Source organism: Streptodolium elevatio (assembly GCF_053592165.1).
The window spans coordinates 1-14,674 of record NZ_JBSFVE010000054.1 but is presented as its reverse complement, the minus strand read 5'-3'; the positions used below and the strand labels follow the sequence as shown (position 1 = coordinate 14,674).

General features: G+C 68.5%; 12 protein-coding genes and 1 pseudogene. 7 read left to right on the top strand and 6 right to left on the bottom strand.

All coding sequences use genetic code 11. The annotated features are described in order from the left end of the window. Positions 1-399: 399 nt before the first annotated feature. Together ACWD12_RS40530 and ACWD12_RS40525 are read right to left on the bottom strand one after the other, a co-directional pair. On the bottom strand, positions 400-762 hold the full coding sequence (locus ACWD12_RS40530) for a hypothetical protein (RefSeq protein ID WP_450103876.1): 363 nt from the start codon (positions 760-762) through the stop codon (positions 400-402). Positions 763-1,315: 553 nt separating this feature from the next. Beyond that, positions 1,316-2,689, bottom strand: coding sequence for a hypothetical protein (locus tag ACWD12_RS40525; protein WP_450103875.1), 1,374 nt, complete (start codon positions 2,687-2,689; stop codon positions 1,316-1,318). A gap of 490 nt (positions 2,690-3,179) precedes the next feature. On the opposite strand from ACWD12_RS40525, the gene ACWD12_RS40520 reads away from it, so the two are divergent. Together ACWD12_RS40520 and ACWD12_RS40515 are read left to right on the top strand one after the other, a co-directional pair. After that, a complete protein-coding gene (locus tag ACWD12_RS40520; protein WP_450103874.1) occupies positions 3,180-4,223 on the top strand; it encodes a methyltransferase domain-containing protein in 1,044 nt (347 codons plus the stop codon). A gap of 229 nt (positions 4,224-4,452) precedes the next feature. Further along, positions 4,453-5,790 (top strand): hypothetical protein, encoded by a 1,338-nt coding sequence (locus tag ACWD12_RS40515; RefSeq protein WP_450103873.1) that lies wholly within the window; start codon positions 4,453-4,455, stop codon positions 5,788-5,790. A 223-nt stretch (positions 5,791-6,013) separates the two neighbouring features. On the opposite strand, the gene ACWD12_RS40510 is transcribed toward ACWD12_RS40515, so the two are convergent. After that, positions 6,014-7,231 (bottom strand): TerD family protein, encoded by a 1,218-nt coding sequence (locus ACWD12_RS40510; protein ID WP_450103872.1) that lies wholly within the window; start codon positions 7,229-7,231, stop codon positions 6,014-6,016. A gap of 404 nt (positions 7,232-7,635) precedes the next feature. Between ACWD12_RS40510 and ACWD12_RS40505 the strand changes: the two genes are divergently transcribed. Next, the gene (locus ACWD12_RS40505; protein WP_450103871.1) at positions 7,636-8,847 is read left to right on the top strand and encodes a HEPN-associated N-terminal domain-containing protein; all 1,212 of its coding nucleotides are present in this window, start codon (positions 7,636-7,638) and stop codon (positions 8,845-8,847) included. Positions 8,848-9,287: 440 nt separating this feature from the next. Here ACWD12_RS40505 and ACWD12_RS40500 read toward each other — a convergent pair whose 3' ends face one another. Together ACWD12_RS40500 and ACWD12_RS40495 are read right to left on the bottom strand one after the other, a co-directional pair. Then, positions 9,288-9,614, bottom strand: coding sequence for a hypothetical protein (locus tag ACWD12_RS40500; RefSeq protein WP_450103870.1), 327 nt, complete (start codon positions 9,612-9,614; stop codon positions 9,288-9,290). Next, entirely contained in the window at positions 9,611-10,063 is a 453-nt protein-coding gene (locus ACWD12_RS40495; protein WP_450103869.1) for a hypothetical protein, read from the bottom strand. Before ACWD12_RS40495 ends, ACWD12_RS40500 begins: the two co-directional genes overlap by 4 nt. A 151-nt stretch (positions 10,064-10,214) precedes the next feature. On the opposite strand from ACWD12_RS40495, the gene ACWD12_RS40490 reads away from it, so the two are divergent. From ACWD12_RS40490 to ACWD12_RS40475, 4 genes and pseudogenes are all read left to right on the top strand, one after another. Next, a complete protein-coding gene (locus tag ACWD12_RS40490; RefSeq protein ID WP_450103868.1) occupies positions 10,215-10,544 on the top strand; it encodes a hypothetical protein in 330 nt (109 codons plus the stop codon). Between the two features lie 74 nt (positions 10,545-10,618). Further along, a pseudogene (locus ACWD12_RS40485) lies at positions 10,619-11,739 on the top strand (IS630 family transposase). Positions 11,740-11,894: 155 nt separating this feature from the next. Next, a complete protein-coding gene (locus tag ACWD12_RS40480; protein ID WP_450103867.1) occupies positions 11,895-12,611 on the top strand; it encodes a VOC family protein in 717 nt (238 codons plus the stop codon). Between the two features lie 110 nt (positions 12,612-12,721). Beyond that, entirely contained in the window at positions 12,722-13,444 is a 723-nt protein-coding gene (locus ACWD12_RS40475) for a hypothetical protein (RefSeq protein ID WP_450103866.1), read from the top strand. 563 nt (positions 13,445-14,007) lie between these two features. On the opposite strand, the gene ACWD12_RS40470 is transcribed toward ACWD12_RS40475, so the two are convergent. Beyond that, on the bottom strand, positions 14,008-14,445 hold the full coding sequence (locus ACWD12_RS40470; protein ID WP_450103865.1) for a DUF4259 domain-containing protein: 438 nt from the start codon (positions 14,443-14,445) through the stop codon (positions 14,008-14,010). Positions 14,446-14,674 lie beyond the last annotated feature (229 nt).

Sequence of the window (14,674 nt, the reverse complement as noted above, 5' to 3'; positions counted from 1 at the left end):
TGTTTTTCCGGCCTTGTCCTTTTCGTATTCGCCGACGTCCTGGGTGTCGCCGACCTCGGGGGGGCCGCCGGGGACGACCCCCCGCCCCCCACCACAGCCCATTCCATCGAGGAGCGGACCGGCACGACGATCGGAGCCATCGCGCGCTATGGGACGCGGCCCGGTCCCCGAGGGGCGAGCGCCCTGCGCGGCCCAGGCCGTGTACACGCGACGACGCACGATTCCTAAGCGCCCGCATGTGGCTGTCCCGGGACGGGCCGGCCGCGCAGTCGGAGGCGGTGAACGTCACCGCCGCTTGAGCCTCTCCGCAGCTTGGGGGGCGGACACCGGTTCCTGCCGCGTGGGGAGACTCGGCAGGAACCGGCCCGATACCCAGTCGGCCGAGGGGGAGTCTTGGGCTCAGGCCGGGGCGACGAGCAGCGCGATGCCCGGTGACCGCAGGGTCCGGCCGTCCGGCTCGGTGGCGGTGTGCGCGAAGGTGACGAAGTGTCCGGCGGACCAGGTGATGGTTCCGGCGGGTGCGGGGATGTCCGCGGCGGGGGTGGAGGTGGTGGCGGTGCCGTGCCAGGTGGTGGTGCGGAGTGCGCCGCCGGGTCCGAAGCCGGTCCAGGCGACGTCGATGTCGGTGCCGGCCGGGAACGGCCCGGGAAGGTACAGGCGCGCGTGCCGGGCGCGGCCGGGGTCGATGTCCTCGTCCAGGACGACGTGGTGCCCGTCCGCGTACAGCACGCGGTCCGGGACGGCGTCCGGTTCTTCGGTCACGACCAGTGTCCTGGTCGGCAGCGACCATTTCGAGGGTGCGGGCAGTGTCCAGGGCGGTGGGGAAGTCCCCGGAGAGCCGGGCGAGGTGGGCCAGTCCGCGGCGGGCGGCGGGGGCGAGGCGGCTGGTGCCCGCGGCGACGATGCGCATGCCTCTGGCGGATTCGGCGGAGCGGCCGAGGTCGCGCAGCGCTTTGGCCTGGTAGTAGACGGCCATCTCCTCCAGGTCGGGTGGGACGAGGTTGGAGGAGGCGACGGCGCCGAGGCGTTCGGCGGTGCGGGCACGGTGCTCGTGCTGGCGGCGGGCGAGCGCGGCCAACAGTTCCACGAGCGCGCCGGCGGACGTGGACAACGGCGCCAGGCGGGCGCTGTCGTGCGACCGAAGCGACCCAACTCTCCAACTGCGGGACGAAAATGCGGGCTCGCCAGTACCGAAGGCCGCGCGCCGGGTGGGGGTGGGCACGCGGCCATAGACCTCAACGGCGCCCGGTGCGCCGTGCGGCCCCTCCGGGACGAATCACCGTAGAACTTCCCCATGCCGAATGCGGCGTACGACTCAGTCCTGCGGGATGTAGGCGGCGCAGGTCGAAAAGGCGTTGTCTCGGACGCACTGGAAGAGCTGGTTCCAGCGGCTGGTGTTGTCGCGGGCTGCCGCGGCCAGGGTGTCGCCGCACACGTCGTCGGAGAGTGCCCAGAGCGACCCCTCGGGCCATCCGGCCTGAACTGTCCGGCTCTCTATGGCCTGGAGGCAGGCCGCGGGCGGATCGTGCTTCTTGACCTCGGCCAAAAACTCCAGGTAGTGGGGGTTCTGCGGTGCGCTGTTCAGCGCGTCCAGCGTCTGGCGCGCGGCGGCCTGCTCCTGCGGCGACGCGTTGGGGTTCTGGAGGGTCGCCGCCGCCTGGTTCGCCTCTCGGGCGGCCTTCTCGATGGCCTTGGACACCGCCTCCTGGTCCTGCGGCTTCTCCGGTGCCGTCTGCGGGTCCACACTGGCCAGGATTCCCGCGGCCAGAACTCCGGCGCGCTGCACGAGGATCGCCCGATCCGCCGGTGGCGTGGCCGGGTTCTGGATGTGGTACAGGTCAGCGGCGATCTCGGTCGCGATGATCTGGTAGGTGGACCCGTTCGTCGCCTGCGGATCCACCGCGATCGACAGCGCCCCGCTGATGCCCTGCACGAGTTGCATGTACAGGGCCCGGTCCTCCGGCGATGTGCCTGGATCGGCGGTGACTTTCAGCGCGTTGCCGACGATGCGCACGATGTCCAACCGGTCGGCACGATCCTGAGCCGGCGTGGTTGGATCCGCAACGTTCTGCAACGTGCTGCTGAGCGTGGACAGGACCTTCGCGTACGCGGCCTTGTCCTGCGGTGACCCGCTCAGAGCCTGGTTCGCTTTCAACGCTTCGTTGAGCCCGTCCACGGCCTGTTCGTACTTCTCCCTCTCGGCCGCCGGGGTCGCCGCGTTCGTGATCGCGGCCACCGCTTTGGCCAGCGCGTCCCTGAGCTTCTGCTTCTCGGCCTCCGGCAGGTCGAGTGCCGTGATGCGCTCTTCGACCTCCTTCGGCGTGCTCGCCCCGAATTGCTGCAAACCCGGGGACTGCGGCGTTCCCGGAGACGTCTCCGCCCCCGTCGGCGTGCCCGGCTGCTCGGATGCGGGTGTGCTCGGCTGTCCCGTGTCCGGCGTCTGCGGCTGCTCGGGTGTGCTCGGCTGTCCCGTGTCCGGCGTCTGCGGCTGCGGCGTTTCGGGTGTCCCCGTCTCGCCCGGCCCGGGGGTGTCCGGCGTCGGCGGGGGCGTGGGGTCGTCAGGTGCCGCGTACGGGGTCCGGGCAAGGGCCTCGGGCGCGGCCAGTGCGGCGGCCGGCAGTGCGAGGGCGGTCGCCAGGCAGGACACGCCGACGATGCGGGAGACCTGTCGCCGAGGGCTTTTGGCCATGATGATTCCAGGTGTGCTGTGAGTCGCTGCTCGGCCGTCACGGTCCTCGACCGGAGCGGCCCGGGGGCACCAGAGACGGGGGACGGACTCGACGGTGCTCACCTATGACAAGATCCACTCTTCGCCTCCCGGCTGTCCGCTGCAACCGCAGCCCTGGCGCGTCCGCATCCGGTCAGGCCGAGTCCAGTGGGGTCTGCCCTCACGTCCGCGGCGGGCTGGTGATTCATGGTCACGAGTGCGGAGCACGACGGCGCCGCCCTTGCTGCGGTGCGGTTGCGCGCCCCTGTGTGCCCTGGTGGCTAGGGTGACCGCGCCGCTACGGTGTGGAGTCGTCCCCGGTTAGTTGAGGAGGCGACGATGGCTGGCAAGCACTCCGGTCCGCCGGACACCGCGGAACGCGACGGGCACCGCGAGCAACCGCCGCAGAACCCGCAGCCCCCGGCGAATCCGCCCCAGAACCCCCAGCGGTGAAGCGAAGGCGAACGGCACGGTGACCGCGATCGACGACCTGACCGCCCGGGGCGTCATCTCTCCTGAATGGGTGGAGGCGTTCCGGGCGGTCCCGCGCGCCGACTACGTCCCCGACCGCATCTGGGACCTGGACAACACCCCCGTAGACCGCACCACCGACCCGGACCCCTGGCAGCGCCTGGTCGACGCCGACGTCCCCCTGGTGACCCACCGAGCCGACGACGGCACCCCGGTCTCGTCGTCGTCGATGCCGTACATGGTCGCCACCATGCTCCGCCACCTCGAACCCTCCCCGGGCGACCGGGTGTTGGAGATCGGGACGGGCACCGGCTGGAACGCCGCCCTGCTGTCCCACCGCCTCGGCGACCAGGCCGTCACCACCGTCGACGTCGACCCAGGCATCTGCGCCGACGCCGAAGCCGCGCTCAAGGCCGCGGGGTACCGGCCCCGGGTCGTGTGCGCGGACGGCGCCGACGGCCACCCGGACGGCGCCACCGTGCAACGGCTGATTGCCACCTGCACCGTGCAGACCGTCCCGTACACCTGGATCCGACAGACCCGCGGCGTCATCGTCACACCGTTCGGCAACGGCATGAGCGCCGGCGGCCTGCTCCGCCTCGAGTCCGACGGCCGGACCGCGTCCGGCCGCATCGTCGACACCTCGGCGTTCATGTGGCTGCGTGCCCAGCAGCCTGCCGCGTGGACTACCGGCAGCTCCGGCGACGACACCACCACTGGCCTGGATCCCCGCCTCCTGGTCGCGGACGTGCACGAGCGGTTCGCGGTCGGGCTGCGGGTCCCGAACTGTCGCTACTCGCTGGCCTGGGGGAGCGGCGACGAAGCGGACGAGTGCACGCTGTGGTTGTCCGACGGCATCTCCTGGGCGTCCGCGGACTCCATCCCCGGGCGGGACCGCCACGACGTCACCCAGTCCGGCCCCCGCCGTCTGTGGGACGAGGCGGAAGCGGCCTACCGCTGGGAGGACCACGACCGCCCGGAGATCACCAGATTCGGCGTGACCGTCGACGAACACGGCCAGCGGGCCTGGCTCGATCATCCGTAACGCCTGGTACGTGTCGTGTCGGAACAGGTCCAGTGCTTGTCGTGGTCGCACGCTCGCCGGTCCGGCCTTGACCTAGTGACCGCCGGGAGCTCGGGGAAGGTTTCGGTGCGGGCGCCATGGCATCCGCACCGGGCCCGCATCGTGCGGGGACACGACAGGGGGAAGCATGGGCAGGAAGAAGGCGCGTCGGCCGCAGCGGGAACCGCGTCCGACGAATCCGATCAAGAGCGTGAAGGCTTACATTGGGGAGGACGCGGACCGGCAGCGCCAGGACTTCACGGCCGGAACCGTGTTCGCTGCCGGGGCGATGCTGGTGACTCCCAACGACAGTCCGAACCTGCCGCCGTTGTTCATGGTGGTGGTGGAGGACGGCCCGGCCGCCTTCGGCCCCGCGCCCAACCTGCGTTTCCTGCTGCGACTGTTGAACGAGCACGGCAGCGTGCACCTGTCGGAGAACAGCACGATCGGCACCTCCTGGGCCCTGCTGGACCACCCGGACGGCCCGCTGGTGAAACTGAAGATCGAGGTTGTCGAACCCGCCGAGGCCGCAGGCCGGTTCGAGGTCCTGCTGCTGGCACCGAACTACGCCGGGATGTGGCAGCACATTGCCGACGGCGGCCTGGTCGGCATCACCACCACCTCCCGGCAGCGACGTCTGATGAAGAACCCGGACGCCACCTACGCCGACGCCGCAGAGACGTGCGTGGTGGTCGGGATCGGTGCCTCGCCCGCTCTCCACCACCTGATCCACACCCACCACTGGCCGCACGACCTCCTCGACACCACCGCGCCCGCCGACACACCCGGGCGGCCAAAGCCACGCCGCAACCGCGTCGAACTCCCCACCAGCGCACACGCACCGGGCCCGGCGGTACGGGCGCTCCTGGTCGACCCCCATACCCAGGACGAACTCGGACCCGACGGCCTCGCCGACATCGCCGCCCACCTGTGGGCCGTCGACTGCCAGACCTGCGGCCGACCCCTCGGAACGCCACCGCCGGCCCTGGTGGTCCACGACCTTCCCGGCGTCGCCACGGCCAGCCTCCACCACGACAACTGCGCCCCGCCCACCGCAGGCCCGATCCGCAGCGTCCTCGCCCCGGTCCACCACCACAACTCCTGGAGCGCCCGCACCTTGCTGATGCCGCTCATGCGCGGCGACGTCCAAGAGCACCATGCCGCCCTGATCGTCAACCCGGGCCTGGAGAACGTGGCCCTGGGCCGCGACCCTGACGGGCGCTGGCGGGTGCAGGTCGCCGCCGACTTCCGCCACCTCGATCTCGTCCCGCCCGGCAGGGACTTCGTCTTCGGCAAACCGGCCTCCGGCGCCCGGGCCCGCATCGTCGGCACTACCATCGCGCTCGACAGCACCCCGCCGGGCCTCCCCGTGCAGATGACCTACGACGCCCCCGCCGACCCGCCGGTGCTGGCCGCCGCCCGGAAACGCGGCGGCGTCATCCTGCTGGCCACCCACTCCCTGTGGTTCGACAGCGACCGCCTGGACAAGGAGCTGTCCGCCATCCTCCACACCAACCGGATCCGGCTCGGCTGGATCGGCCTGGCGTAGCAGTTCCGTCAAACCAGATCACGAGCGTCCGTGTCGGCACCGGCACCGTCGGGGACATCCGCGTCGGCGGGCTCCAAGTCGTCAACAACGAGAACCCAAACCGGGAGCGCGAGCGCACCAGGGCCCGTCGCCGCCCGCCCGGCCACTGGCCACAAAGTATTCGCCACCCGAACACGCGGGGGCCTGGTTCCAGATGGACTGAGGACCTGGTTTCGGCGCGGCCCTACTGGGTTTTGAATTCGACCTTTCCGGCGCTCATGCGGAAGTTGCCGTTGGTGTAGAGGATCGGGCGCGCTTCGACGTGGTTGCCGCTGTAGCGCTCGACGTGGCGGATGTCCACGCTGCCGGGGACGGTGAAGTCGATCAGGGCGATCGCCACCCAGTACGACAAGTTGCGGTTGTTGAACAGGGGGGCGGTGACCGTGGAGCCGTGTCCGTCGGAGACGACGGCGCGGGCGCCGTAGGACTTGAAGGATCCGGTGCCGTTTTCCACGGCGCTGTAGGCACAGATCAGTACGTAGCCCTGGTGGTCGGGGCGGGTGATCGTGATGGTCTCCCGCCCGGGCGCGGTGGAGTCCCCGTCGAGGGCGATGTACGGCGCTGCGGTGAGGGATCCGCCGTCGCGGTAGTACACCGCGAGGTCGGGTGTCTGGGGTCTGGTTCCGCGGGGTGTCACCATGCTGCGTGGGACGTACAGGGCATACAGGTCTAGATCGGCGCCTGCGCGGCGGCGGGCGTCGCTGCCACCGTCCCATTCCAGCACTGCGGTGATGACGGCGGCCGGGTTCTCCTTGCGGAGGCTGATGGTCGCCTGTCCGCCCTTGGGCAGGAGCACCGCACCGAGCGGCGGCACCAGCCCGGGGGAGCCGGTGTTCGGTGCGCCCGTGGTCGGGGCGGGCCTGCGCACGCTGGGCGCTGGCCCGGCGGGTGGCTCAGGGGCGTCGACGTCGACGCCGAAGTCCGTTGCCAGGCCGGCCAGTCCGCTGGCCCAGCCCTGCCCCACCGCGCGCACCTTCCACGCGCCGGCCCGCCGGTAGACCTCCATCACCACGGCGACGGTCTCGCGGTCGGCGAACGCGGGCGGGGCGAAGGCCACGTGGACAACGCCGCTCTCCAGGACCGCTCCAGGCGTCGTGTTCGCGTCGAAATGCTCGATCGGCTTGTCGGGGTCCACGCTCGCGACCACCGCGATCCGGTCCACGTCGGCCGGCAGCGACGGCAAGTCGATCTGGACGGTCCGCCCGGCAACGGCCACGCCGTCCTGCCGGGGATGGTTGTAGAACACGAGGTCGTCGTCGCTGCGGACTTTGCCGTCGCTCCCGAGCAACACGGCCGACACGTCGATCGGAGCGCCAGGCGCACCCACCGTCACCCTGCACGGTTGCGTGGGCACGGGCGCGTTCGCCCCTTTTACAATCTGCATCCGCTGATCCCTCCCCAAGGCTCAAGTCTGACCGGAGCCGCCCCCCGATGTGGCCGAAGCCGATAACCGAACCGGCCGCCGCAACAACCCGGCCAGTGCAGGGCCGAGCGGGTTTGGCCGGATCCGGGTTCCCGGTTGCCGTGGGCTGAGGCGCGTGTCGACGACCCAGTGGCCCGTGGGTCAAGGTCTGCGTACGGCCTCCCCACCGCCGCGCCGACGCGCCCGTCGCTACCGCGACGTTCCCCTCACCGGTGATCCGGTGGTATGGCAGGCCGGGCCGCGCTCCCTGTGAGACCAAGTCGAAGCTGCGCACGCCTGGTGGGTCGGCCTGGGCAAGCCCGGTTGTATTCCTTCGGCCCAAGGGTCACCGTCGCGAACAGCGGCACCTTTCGGCACCACGCACCGGGCGTAGGCTGCCGGCCATGGGTGCGGCGAAGCGGCAGATGGAGCTGGAGTTCGAGCGGGGTTGGTCTTCCCGGGGCGAGTTTGTGTGTGCGGGATGCGTCAGCGATTCGGCGCTCAAGAAAATGATCTCGGATGCCGCCCGGGCCGACGAGCAGTGCAGCTTCTGTGGCGAGATTCCTGCTGCTGAACTGGACTGTCTCACCGAAGCGTTTGTCGGTGGGTTGCAGACCGAGTACGCCAACGCCGACGATGAGGGCATCTCCTATAACAGCAGGGAGGGCGGCTATCACGTCGCCCCCACTTGGGAAACCTGGGAGCTGGTGGAAGACCACTCCGAAGTCTTCGCCAACGCTGGGGTCCTAGACGCTGTGCGCGCAGCGTTGAGTGACCAGACCTGGGCCGAGATCAGCTGGCAACGCGAGCGGTACAACGAGCAGCTCACCGCCAGCTGGCAGAACTTCTGCGAACAGATCCGACACCGGACCAGGTACGTCTTCTGGCTCCGCCGCGACAGCGCAGACGAGGAAGAGGAGCGCTGGGGGGATATCCCTGCAGGGCGCATCCTCGACCAGATCGGTCAACACATCTTGGACTTCGGGCTGGTGCAAGAACTTCCCGCAGGCTCGAAGCTGTGGCGTGCCCGCGAGGTACGCGACGACGAGATGACGGCCGCAGCCAGTTGGGTCGCCGCCGACCTCGGCACCGCGCCTCGTCATGTGGCCCGGATGTCCAACAGGATGAGTCCGGCTGGCATCCCGATGTTCTATGGTGCGTTCGACGAGGAGACCGCTGTGCTGGAGGTGGCGCGCGGTAGCCAGCAACGGCTGGCAGTAGGTACCTTCGAGCTTTCCCGCAACTGCACGGTGGTCGACTTCACCCGTCTTCCGGCCATTCCGTCGATGTTCGACCCCGAGCGTGGCCACCAACGGCGCACCCTACAGTTTCTGCACAAGTTCGTTGCGCAGATGGCAAAGCCGGTACGAGATGGCTACGACCAGATCGACTACGTGCCGACCCAGGTCGTCGCGGAGTTCCTTCTCAAGGTCTTCAATCCGGGCAATCCCGCTGAGGGGCTGATCTGCACATCGTCTTTGACCCAGCGGCGCTGTGCAGTTCTCGATCTCGACAGCAGCCGCTGTGTGGACCAGGTGACGGGCTGGAATGCCGAGCCATGGACCCACCTTGGGCTCGTCTCTGGATCCGTTCGAACGGTCGAGACAGGCATTTGACCACCACTGAGGTGGCCGAGCTGTCGCGCGGTCCGGGGGTGGCTTGGACTAGCGTGCGCGCCCGAGAGCAACGAAGGTCAACCGCTACCAGCCCGCAGCCGTGCTCCTCCGCGAACAGCAACACTGACGCCCCCAATCGACGCGGCGGCCATCACGCGCGTCGACCAACTCACCACCCGACTCAACGCCCTACTCCCGCAGGGCTGACGCGTCACAGACTGCACCCAAAAGGGGGCGCGGACCAACCGCGCCCCCTCTGACGTTTTGGGCTACCGCTAGTCGAGTCCGGTCCCGGCGAACTGGTGGAGTTGGTGGTCGGCCAGGCCCTGGGCCAGCTCGCGGCGGTCCCGATATGCGCGAGCCGCCTCGACTACGGCGCGTACAACGCATTCCCCGTGCGGTCATCGACTCGCACAGCATCCCCCGCCCGCTGGGGAAACTCAGCTGGCGGCTTCGATAGCCCGCCTGACGAGTTCGGCTCCGAGCTCGCCTCCCCCTCCAGCGGCGACGGCGCCGAACAGCAAGACCATGACCTTGTCGAACCTTTCGCGAACCGGACCGCGGAACCGTTCTGAGAGGTCCGAGGTGCTTACCATCGCACCGGCTGTCGCGAATGCTGCGTCGCGCAAGGCGTCGCTGCCCTCGATGCGGTACATGTTCAGCGCGGTGAGGATCTTCTGCAGGTAGTCGATCAGGAGGAGCTTCAGCGCGCCGTCGATGTCGGCCTGATGCACTTCCTCGACCAGCTCGGTAACGCTTTGGGTCAAATTTGCCAGAGCGTCATCGCTGATGCTTCAGCCTGGAATCGATGCAATTCATAGGAGCAGTTGTCCAGCTGTGCCAGTGCGGCGCTGCGCGGAATGTCGCATCCAGTCGCGAAGGTTTCAACCAGGGAAGCCAGGGGGTTGGCCAGGATCGCTCCGTGGCCTCGGAAGGCGTCGCCGATCCCGTCGATATGACGCAGAAGTCGCGCTTTGCCTGAATCATCGTGGTTGGTCAACGCGTTTACGGCTGCGGTGACTTGGTCCGGGAGCGTATAGAACCTCCCGACGGCCACGAAGAACTCGGGAGTGTGCTCGGGCACGTCGAGGATGGCGGACCATGCGGTCGACAGGCTGGTCTGCCGCATGGCATCGGCCCGCGGGTACCGTCTGCCCAGGTCGAGGAGCAGGTACTGCAGGCGCCCCGCAGGGTTGTCCAGGTGGTCGGCGGTCATGCTCGAAATCGTAAGCGTTTGTGCTCACCGGCAGTTCCAAAAATCGCATGTCCTGCACGCGCGGCGAGGACTGCCCGGGCGTTGCCCTGCCACACGCCGGGTGGCGCGACTGCGCCGCCGGTGACGCATGCCCGGCGACGCGGAGGAGGCCGTGGACGCCACCTTGGTACGGCTGTTCCAGATATGGGACCAGGTCCTGCGCCACGAGCAGCCGATGGCGCTGACCTACCACGTACTCAACTGCAAGATCATCGACGGCCGCCGCCGTGTCCGCCGCACCATCGTCACCGACTTCACCACCCCCGGCCCGGGCGCTCCAGACCCACCTGACCCGAGTGGTGACCCGGCCGACCAAGTCGCTGCGTTCGCCGACCTCGACAGGGCGCTGAATGCGCTGCCGTTCCGTCGGCAGGAATGCGCCAGACTGCACTTCTTTGTCGGCCTGGACCCCGCCGAGGTCGGCGTCCGGCTAGTGCTCTGACCGGGAAGGTTCGCCGGGTTGGTGGTCGGGGCGGTTGGATGGCGGTGACGTCCGTTCCGACCGCTGCAGGTGTGGTGGCCGAGCCTGTGCGAGTGCGCAGACTGACCGACCAGGAAGGGCAGAAGCTGCAGCAGATCGTCCGCCGGGGCAGTACCAGTTCCGTGCGCTACCGACGGGCGATGATGCTGCTCGCCTCCGCCGGCGGGAACCGCGTCCCGGTGATCGCCCAACGGTCCAGGCCGACGAGGACACGGTGCGGGACGTGATCCACCGGTTCAACAAGATCGGCCTGGCCTGCCTGGACCCTCGATGGGCGGGAGGCCGTCCCCGCCTGCTCACCCCTGACGACGAAGACTTCATCATCCAGACGGCCACCACCCGCCCCACCAAGCTCGGCCAGCCCTTCACCCGCTGGTCGATCCGCAAACTCGCCGCCCACCTGCGCCGCGTACACGGCCGCATCATCCGTATCGGCCGCGAAGCCTTACGGTGCCTACTCCGGCGCCGCGGCATCACCTTCCAGCGCACCAAGACATGGAAAGAGTCCCCCGACCCCGAACGCGGGGCCAAGCTGGACCGCATCGAAGAGGTGCTGGAACGCTTCCCCGACCGGGTCTTCGCCTTCGACGAGTTCGGCCCCCTCGGGATCCGGCCCACCGCAGGCTCCTGCTGGGCGAAGCAGAGCAAGCCCGAACGGCTGCCGGCGACCTACCGCCGCACGCACGGCGTCACCTACTTCCACGGCTGCTACTCCGTCGGTGACGACCGTCTGCGGGGCGTCAACCGCCGCCGCAAGGGCACCGCCAACACCCTGGCCGCGCTGAAGTCGATCCGCGCCGCCCGACCCGACGGCGCCCCGATCTACATCATCCTGGACAACCTCTCCGCCCACACCGGCGCCGACATCCGCCGCTGGGCGAAGAAGAACGAGGTCGAACTGTGCTTCACCCCGACCTACGCCTCCTGGGCCAACCCGATCGAGGCCCACTTCGGACCGCTGCGCCAGTTCACCCTGGCCAACTCCGACCACCGCAGCCACCCCGCACAGACCCGGGCCCTGCACCGCTACCTGCGCTGGCGCAACGCCAACGCCCGCCACCCCGACGTCCTGGCGGCCCAGCGCAAGGAACGCGCCCGTATCCGCAGCGAGAAAGGCATTCGCTGGGGCGGACGCCCTCCGACGGCCGCAGCCTGATCCAGACCGGCGAAGACCGGACACGCCCGCGAAGGCTCGAATCGGTGCGGTAGGGACCGGTTTGCTGCCGTCCCTGCTACGCAGCGCAGCCGAAAATCTCTTGCGGAGTCGTCTGAGCACTCGATACCCAGCATCGAGACGACAAGGAGCACAGGATGACGACCCGTCTGGGTTCATTGAACGAGTTCTGCTGGATGGACCTCAAAACCCGTGACTTGGCCAGCACCGCCACCTTCTTCTCGAAGACGCTGGGCTGGCGCTTCGCGGTGGACGAGAAGGACTGGCGAAAGGCCACCAAGATAGCCATCGACGGCCACCTGATCGGTGGCGTGAGCGACCTGGCGAACCCGGTCTACCCACCGGGAACACCCGCCCACATCGCCTACTACCTGGCAGTCGACAACGTCGACCGTCGCGCCGAAGTGGCGACGGTGAACGGCGCTCGTCTTGTCGTACCTCCCTTCGACGCGGGCGATCAGGGGCGCATGGCGACATTGATCGATCCGGTAGGTGCCGCCTTCTCGCTGTGGCAGCCGCGCAACTTCACCGGATGGCACTTCCCGTCCCACTTGGCGGGCGCCCCGCACCGCATGGTCCTGACGTGCGACCAGCCTGAGAAGGCCCGGCACTTCTACGACAGGACGACGGGGACCCCTCTGAACTGCGCCGATTTCATCGCTACACGTGGACCCAGTGCATCCGTTCCGCAGTGGGAACTTGCGGTCAACGTCGAGGATTTGGACAGCGTCTTCGTACGCGCACACGAACACGGCCATGACTTGGCCACGTGGTCCGAGAAAACCGGTCGTCGTGTTGTGCGGTTGAGCAGCCCGGAGGGACTGACATTCCTGGTTCGCTGCCTTGAGCAGTGACTCGGCCGTCGACCAGGCGCGGTGGTGGTGGGTCGCAGCCTGGACCAACCCGGCGGACCTATTCGGTCACAGCACTAGCGCATCTCAGCGCCCGCCCCACCGACACCTTTATGGACCTCGTGCACCAAGTTTTCGCCCGCGGCCTCCTACACAAGATGCACGTCGGACGGCCTTACGACGAAACCGCCGCCCTGCTGCCCAAGGATCACTACACCGCCCTCGGCGCCATCACCATGCAACCCTTCGACACGCCGCGCTATCAGCCCGCCCCCGCAAGCCAGATCCAGCCGCCCACCACCCCCGGACCCGGCTACAACCGCGACACCGCACAGCAGTACATCCGCGAGAACTACGAAGAGCTGCCCCAACTGCTCGCTGTCACCCTGCCTCGCCTACTCACCGACCCGACCGCGCGCGGCCACCTGGAAGAACTCCGGGACCAGGGATGGCTTGACTGGCAGATCCTCGTAGCGATCTCCAATGTCGCGGCCATGGCGCGCGCACGACTGGCAGCCGGCCGCAACTCCGACCCGCATGTGCTCACGTCCTTCATGAGGTCGTTCTTCGACACTCCCGAACACACCTACCCCGACACGCTCCCGCTGGCAGCATTCACAACTGACCGACTCCGCAAGCAGATGGACGCGACCCTCCTGTCCATCGGCAAACGCCGCTGGAATCTGCGCACGGCCGTACCCACCCCGAACATCGCCGCATTCCACCAACTTCTCGTCGATCGGTACGGCTACGCACAGGACGACATACCCCACCGCGACCTCCTCAACGAGGCACTGACCGACGACGGCACCGTAGCCCTGCTGATGAACGGGTGAATGAATCCCGCGGCGGTTGCGGTTGTTCGTCGGCGGCGTTTGACGCCCGGGCGGCCACCACCACGGAGCGGGTGACCGGGGCGCCCCACGTTCGCGCCGTGAACCCGCAGCCGAACGTGCTTGCCGGATGAGGGCGCCCACTACTCACGCCCTGTACCTCCTCTGGTTGGCCACGCCGTCCGTCAGCCGCGTCGAGTGACCCGTAGGGCCTGCGCCGTTCGGATGAAACCTTGTCCGGTGCCGTGGACTTGCGTTGCACGGGGGCGGTAGGACTGCGAGGACCAACCGGGACCCGCTGGCGGACGAGGAAGGCAAGTTGAGATGGACGGCTGGACGATTGCCAGCACCGTCGCCACCTGCGCCGCGTCGGTGACCGCCCTCCTCGTCGTGGGGCGTGATGTCGTTATCCGTACCGCTGATGCCACCGCCCAACGCGAAGCGCAAGCACGCCTAATCCGCTGCAGGTTTGGTGGCCTCGGCGAGGTCGGCTTCGTCAATCTGGCTTTGTTCATGAGAAGTGGTTCAGGCTCAAGTTCTGTGATCGGTAACGCTGTGTTGTGCGCTCAGAGTTCGAAGAGCGGTTCCTCCAGCCGTTCCGGCTCAGGATCCAGGACGCCGCGCAGGCGACGAACGCTGTTGCGCCAGGCCGGGCCGTCGACGGTCTCGTCCCAGAGGTCGGCGAGCTCCGAGTTCTCGGCGACAACTCGGTCGAGTGCGTCGACAGCCAACGATCGAAGCTCGTCGGTGATGGTCGGAACGGGTTCGTCAGGTCCGTAGCTCGTGCTGACGGGTTCACCGCCTGGGCACTGTGCCGCGATCAGCGCAGCGGCGGCGACGGCCTCGGCCCCTTCCGGACATTCCAAGTAGTCCTGCGCCTGGATCGCCTGCGTAAGCGCGGAAAGCACCACACCCTCGCGCTGGTCGTGGGGTGTTTCGTCCAGGGCGTCGGCAAAGTCCGCGGCCATGTCGTTCTCGAATGGGCCGATGTCCCAGGTGCCCATGGTGGCGTCTCCTCATGTCCAGGTGCGGTGATCATGGCATCGGGCGGCGACATGGTTGTCACGGGGCGAGTAGGACACGCTTGCGTAGGAGTTCGAAGCTGGCTCGTCCGAACATCTGGCGTTTGAGCACCTTAAGAGGGCGTTAAGTCCCGTTTCTGGTGATGTGATGTCGCCCGTTCGTGGGTGATGGAACGGTTCCGTCCTCGTGTCATGTCGTGGGCGTGATGGG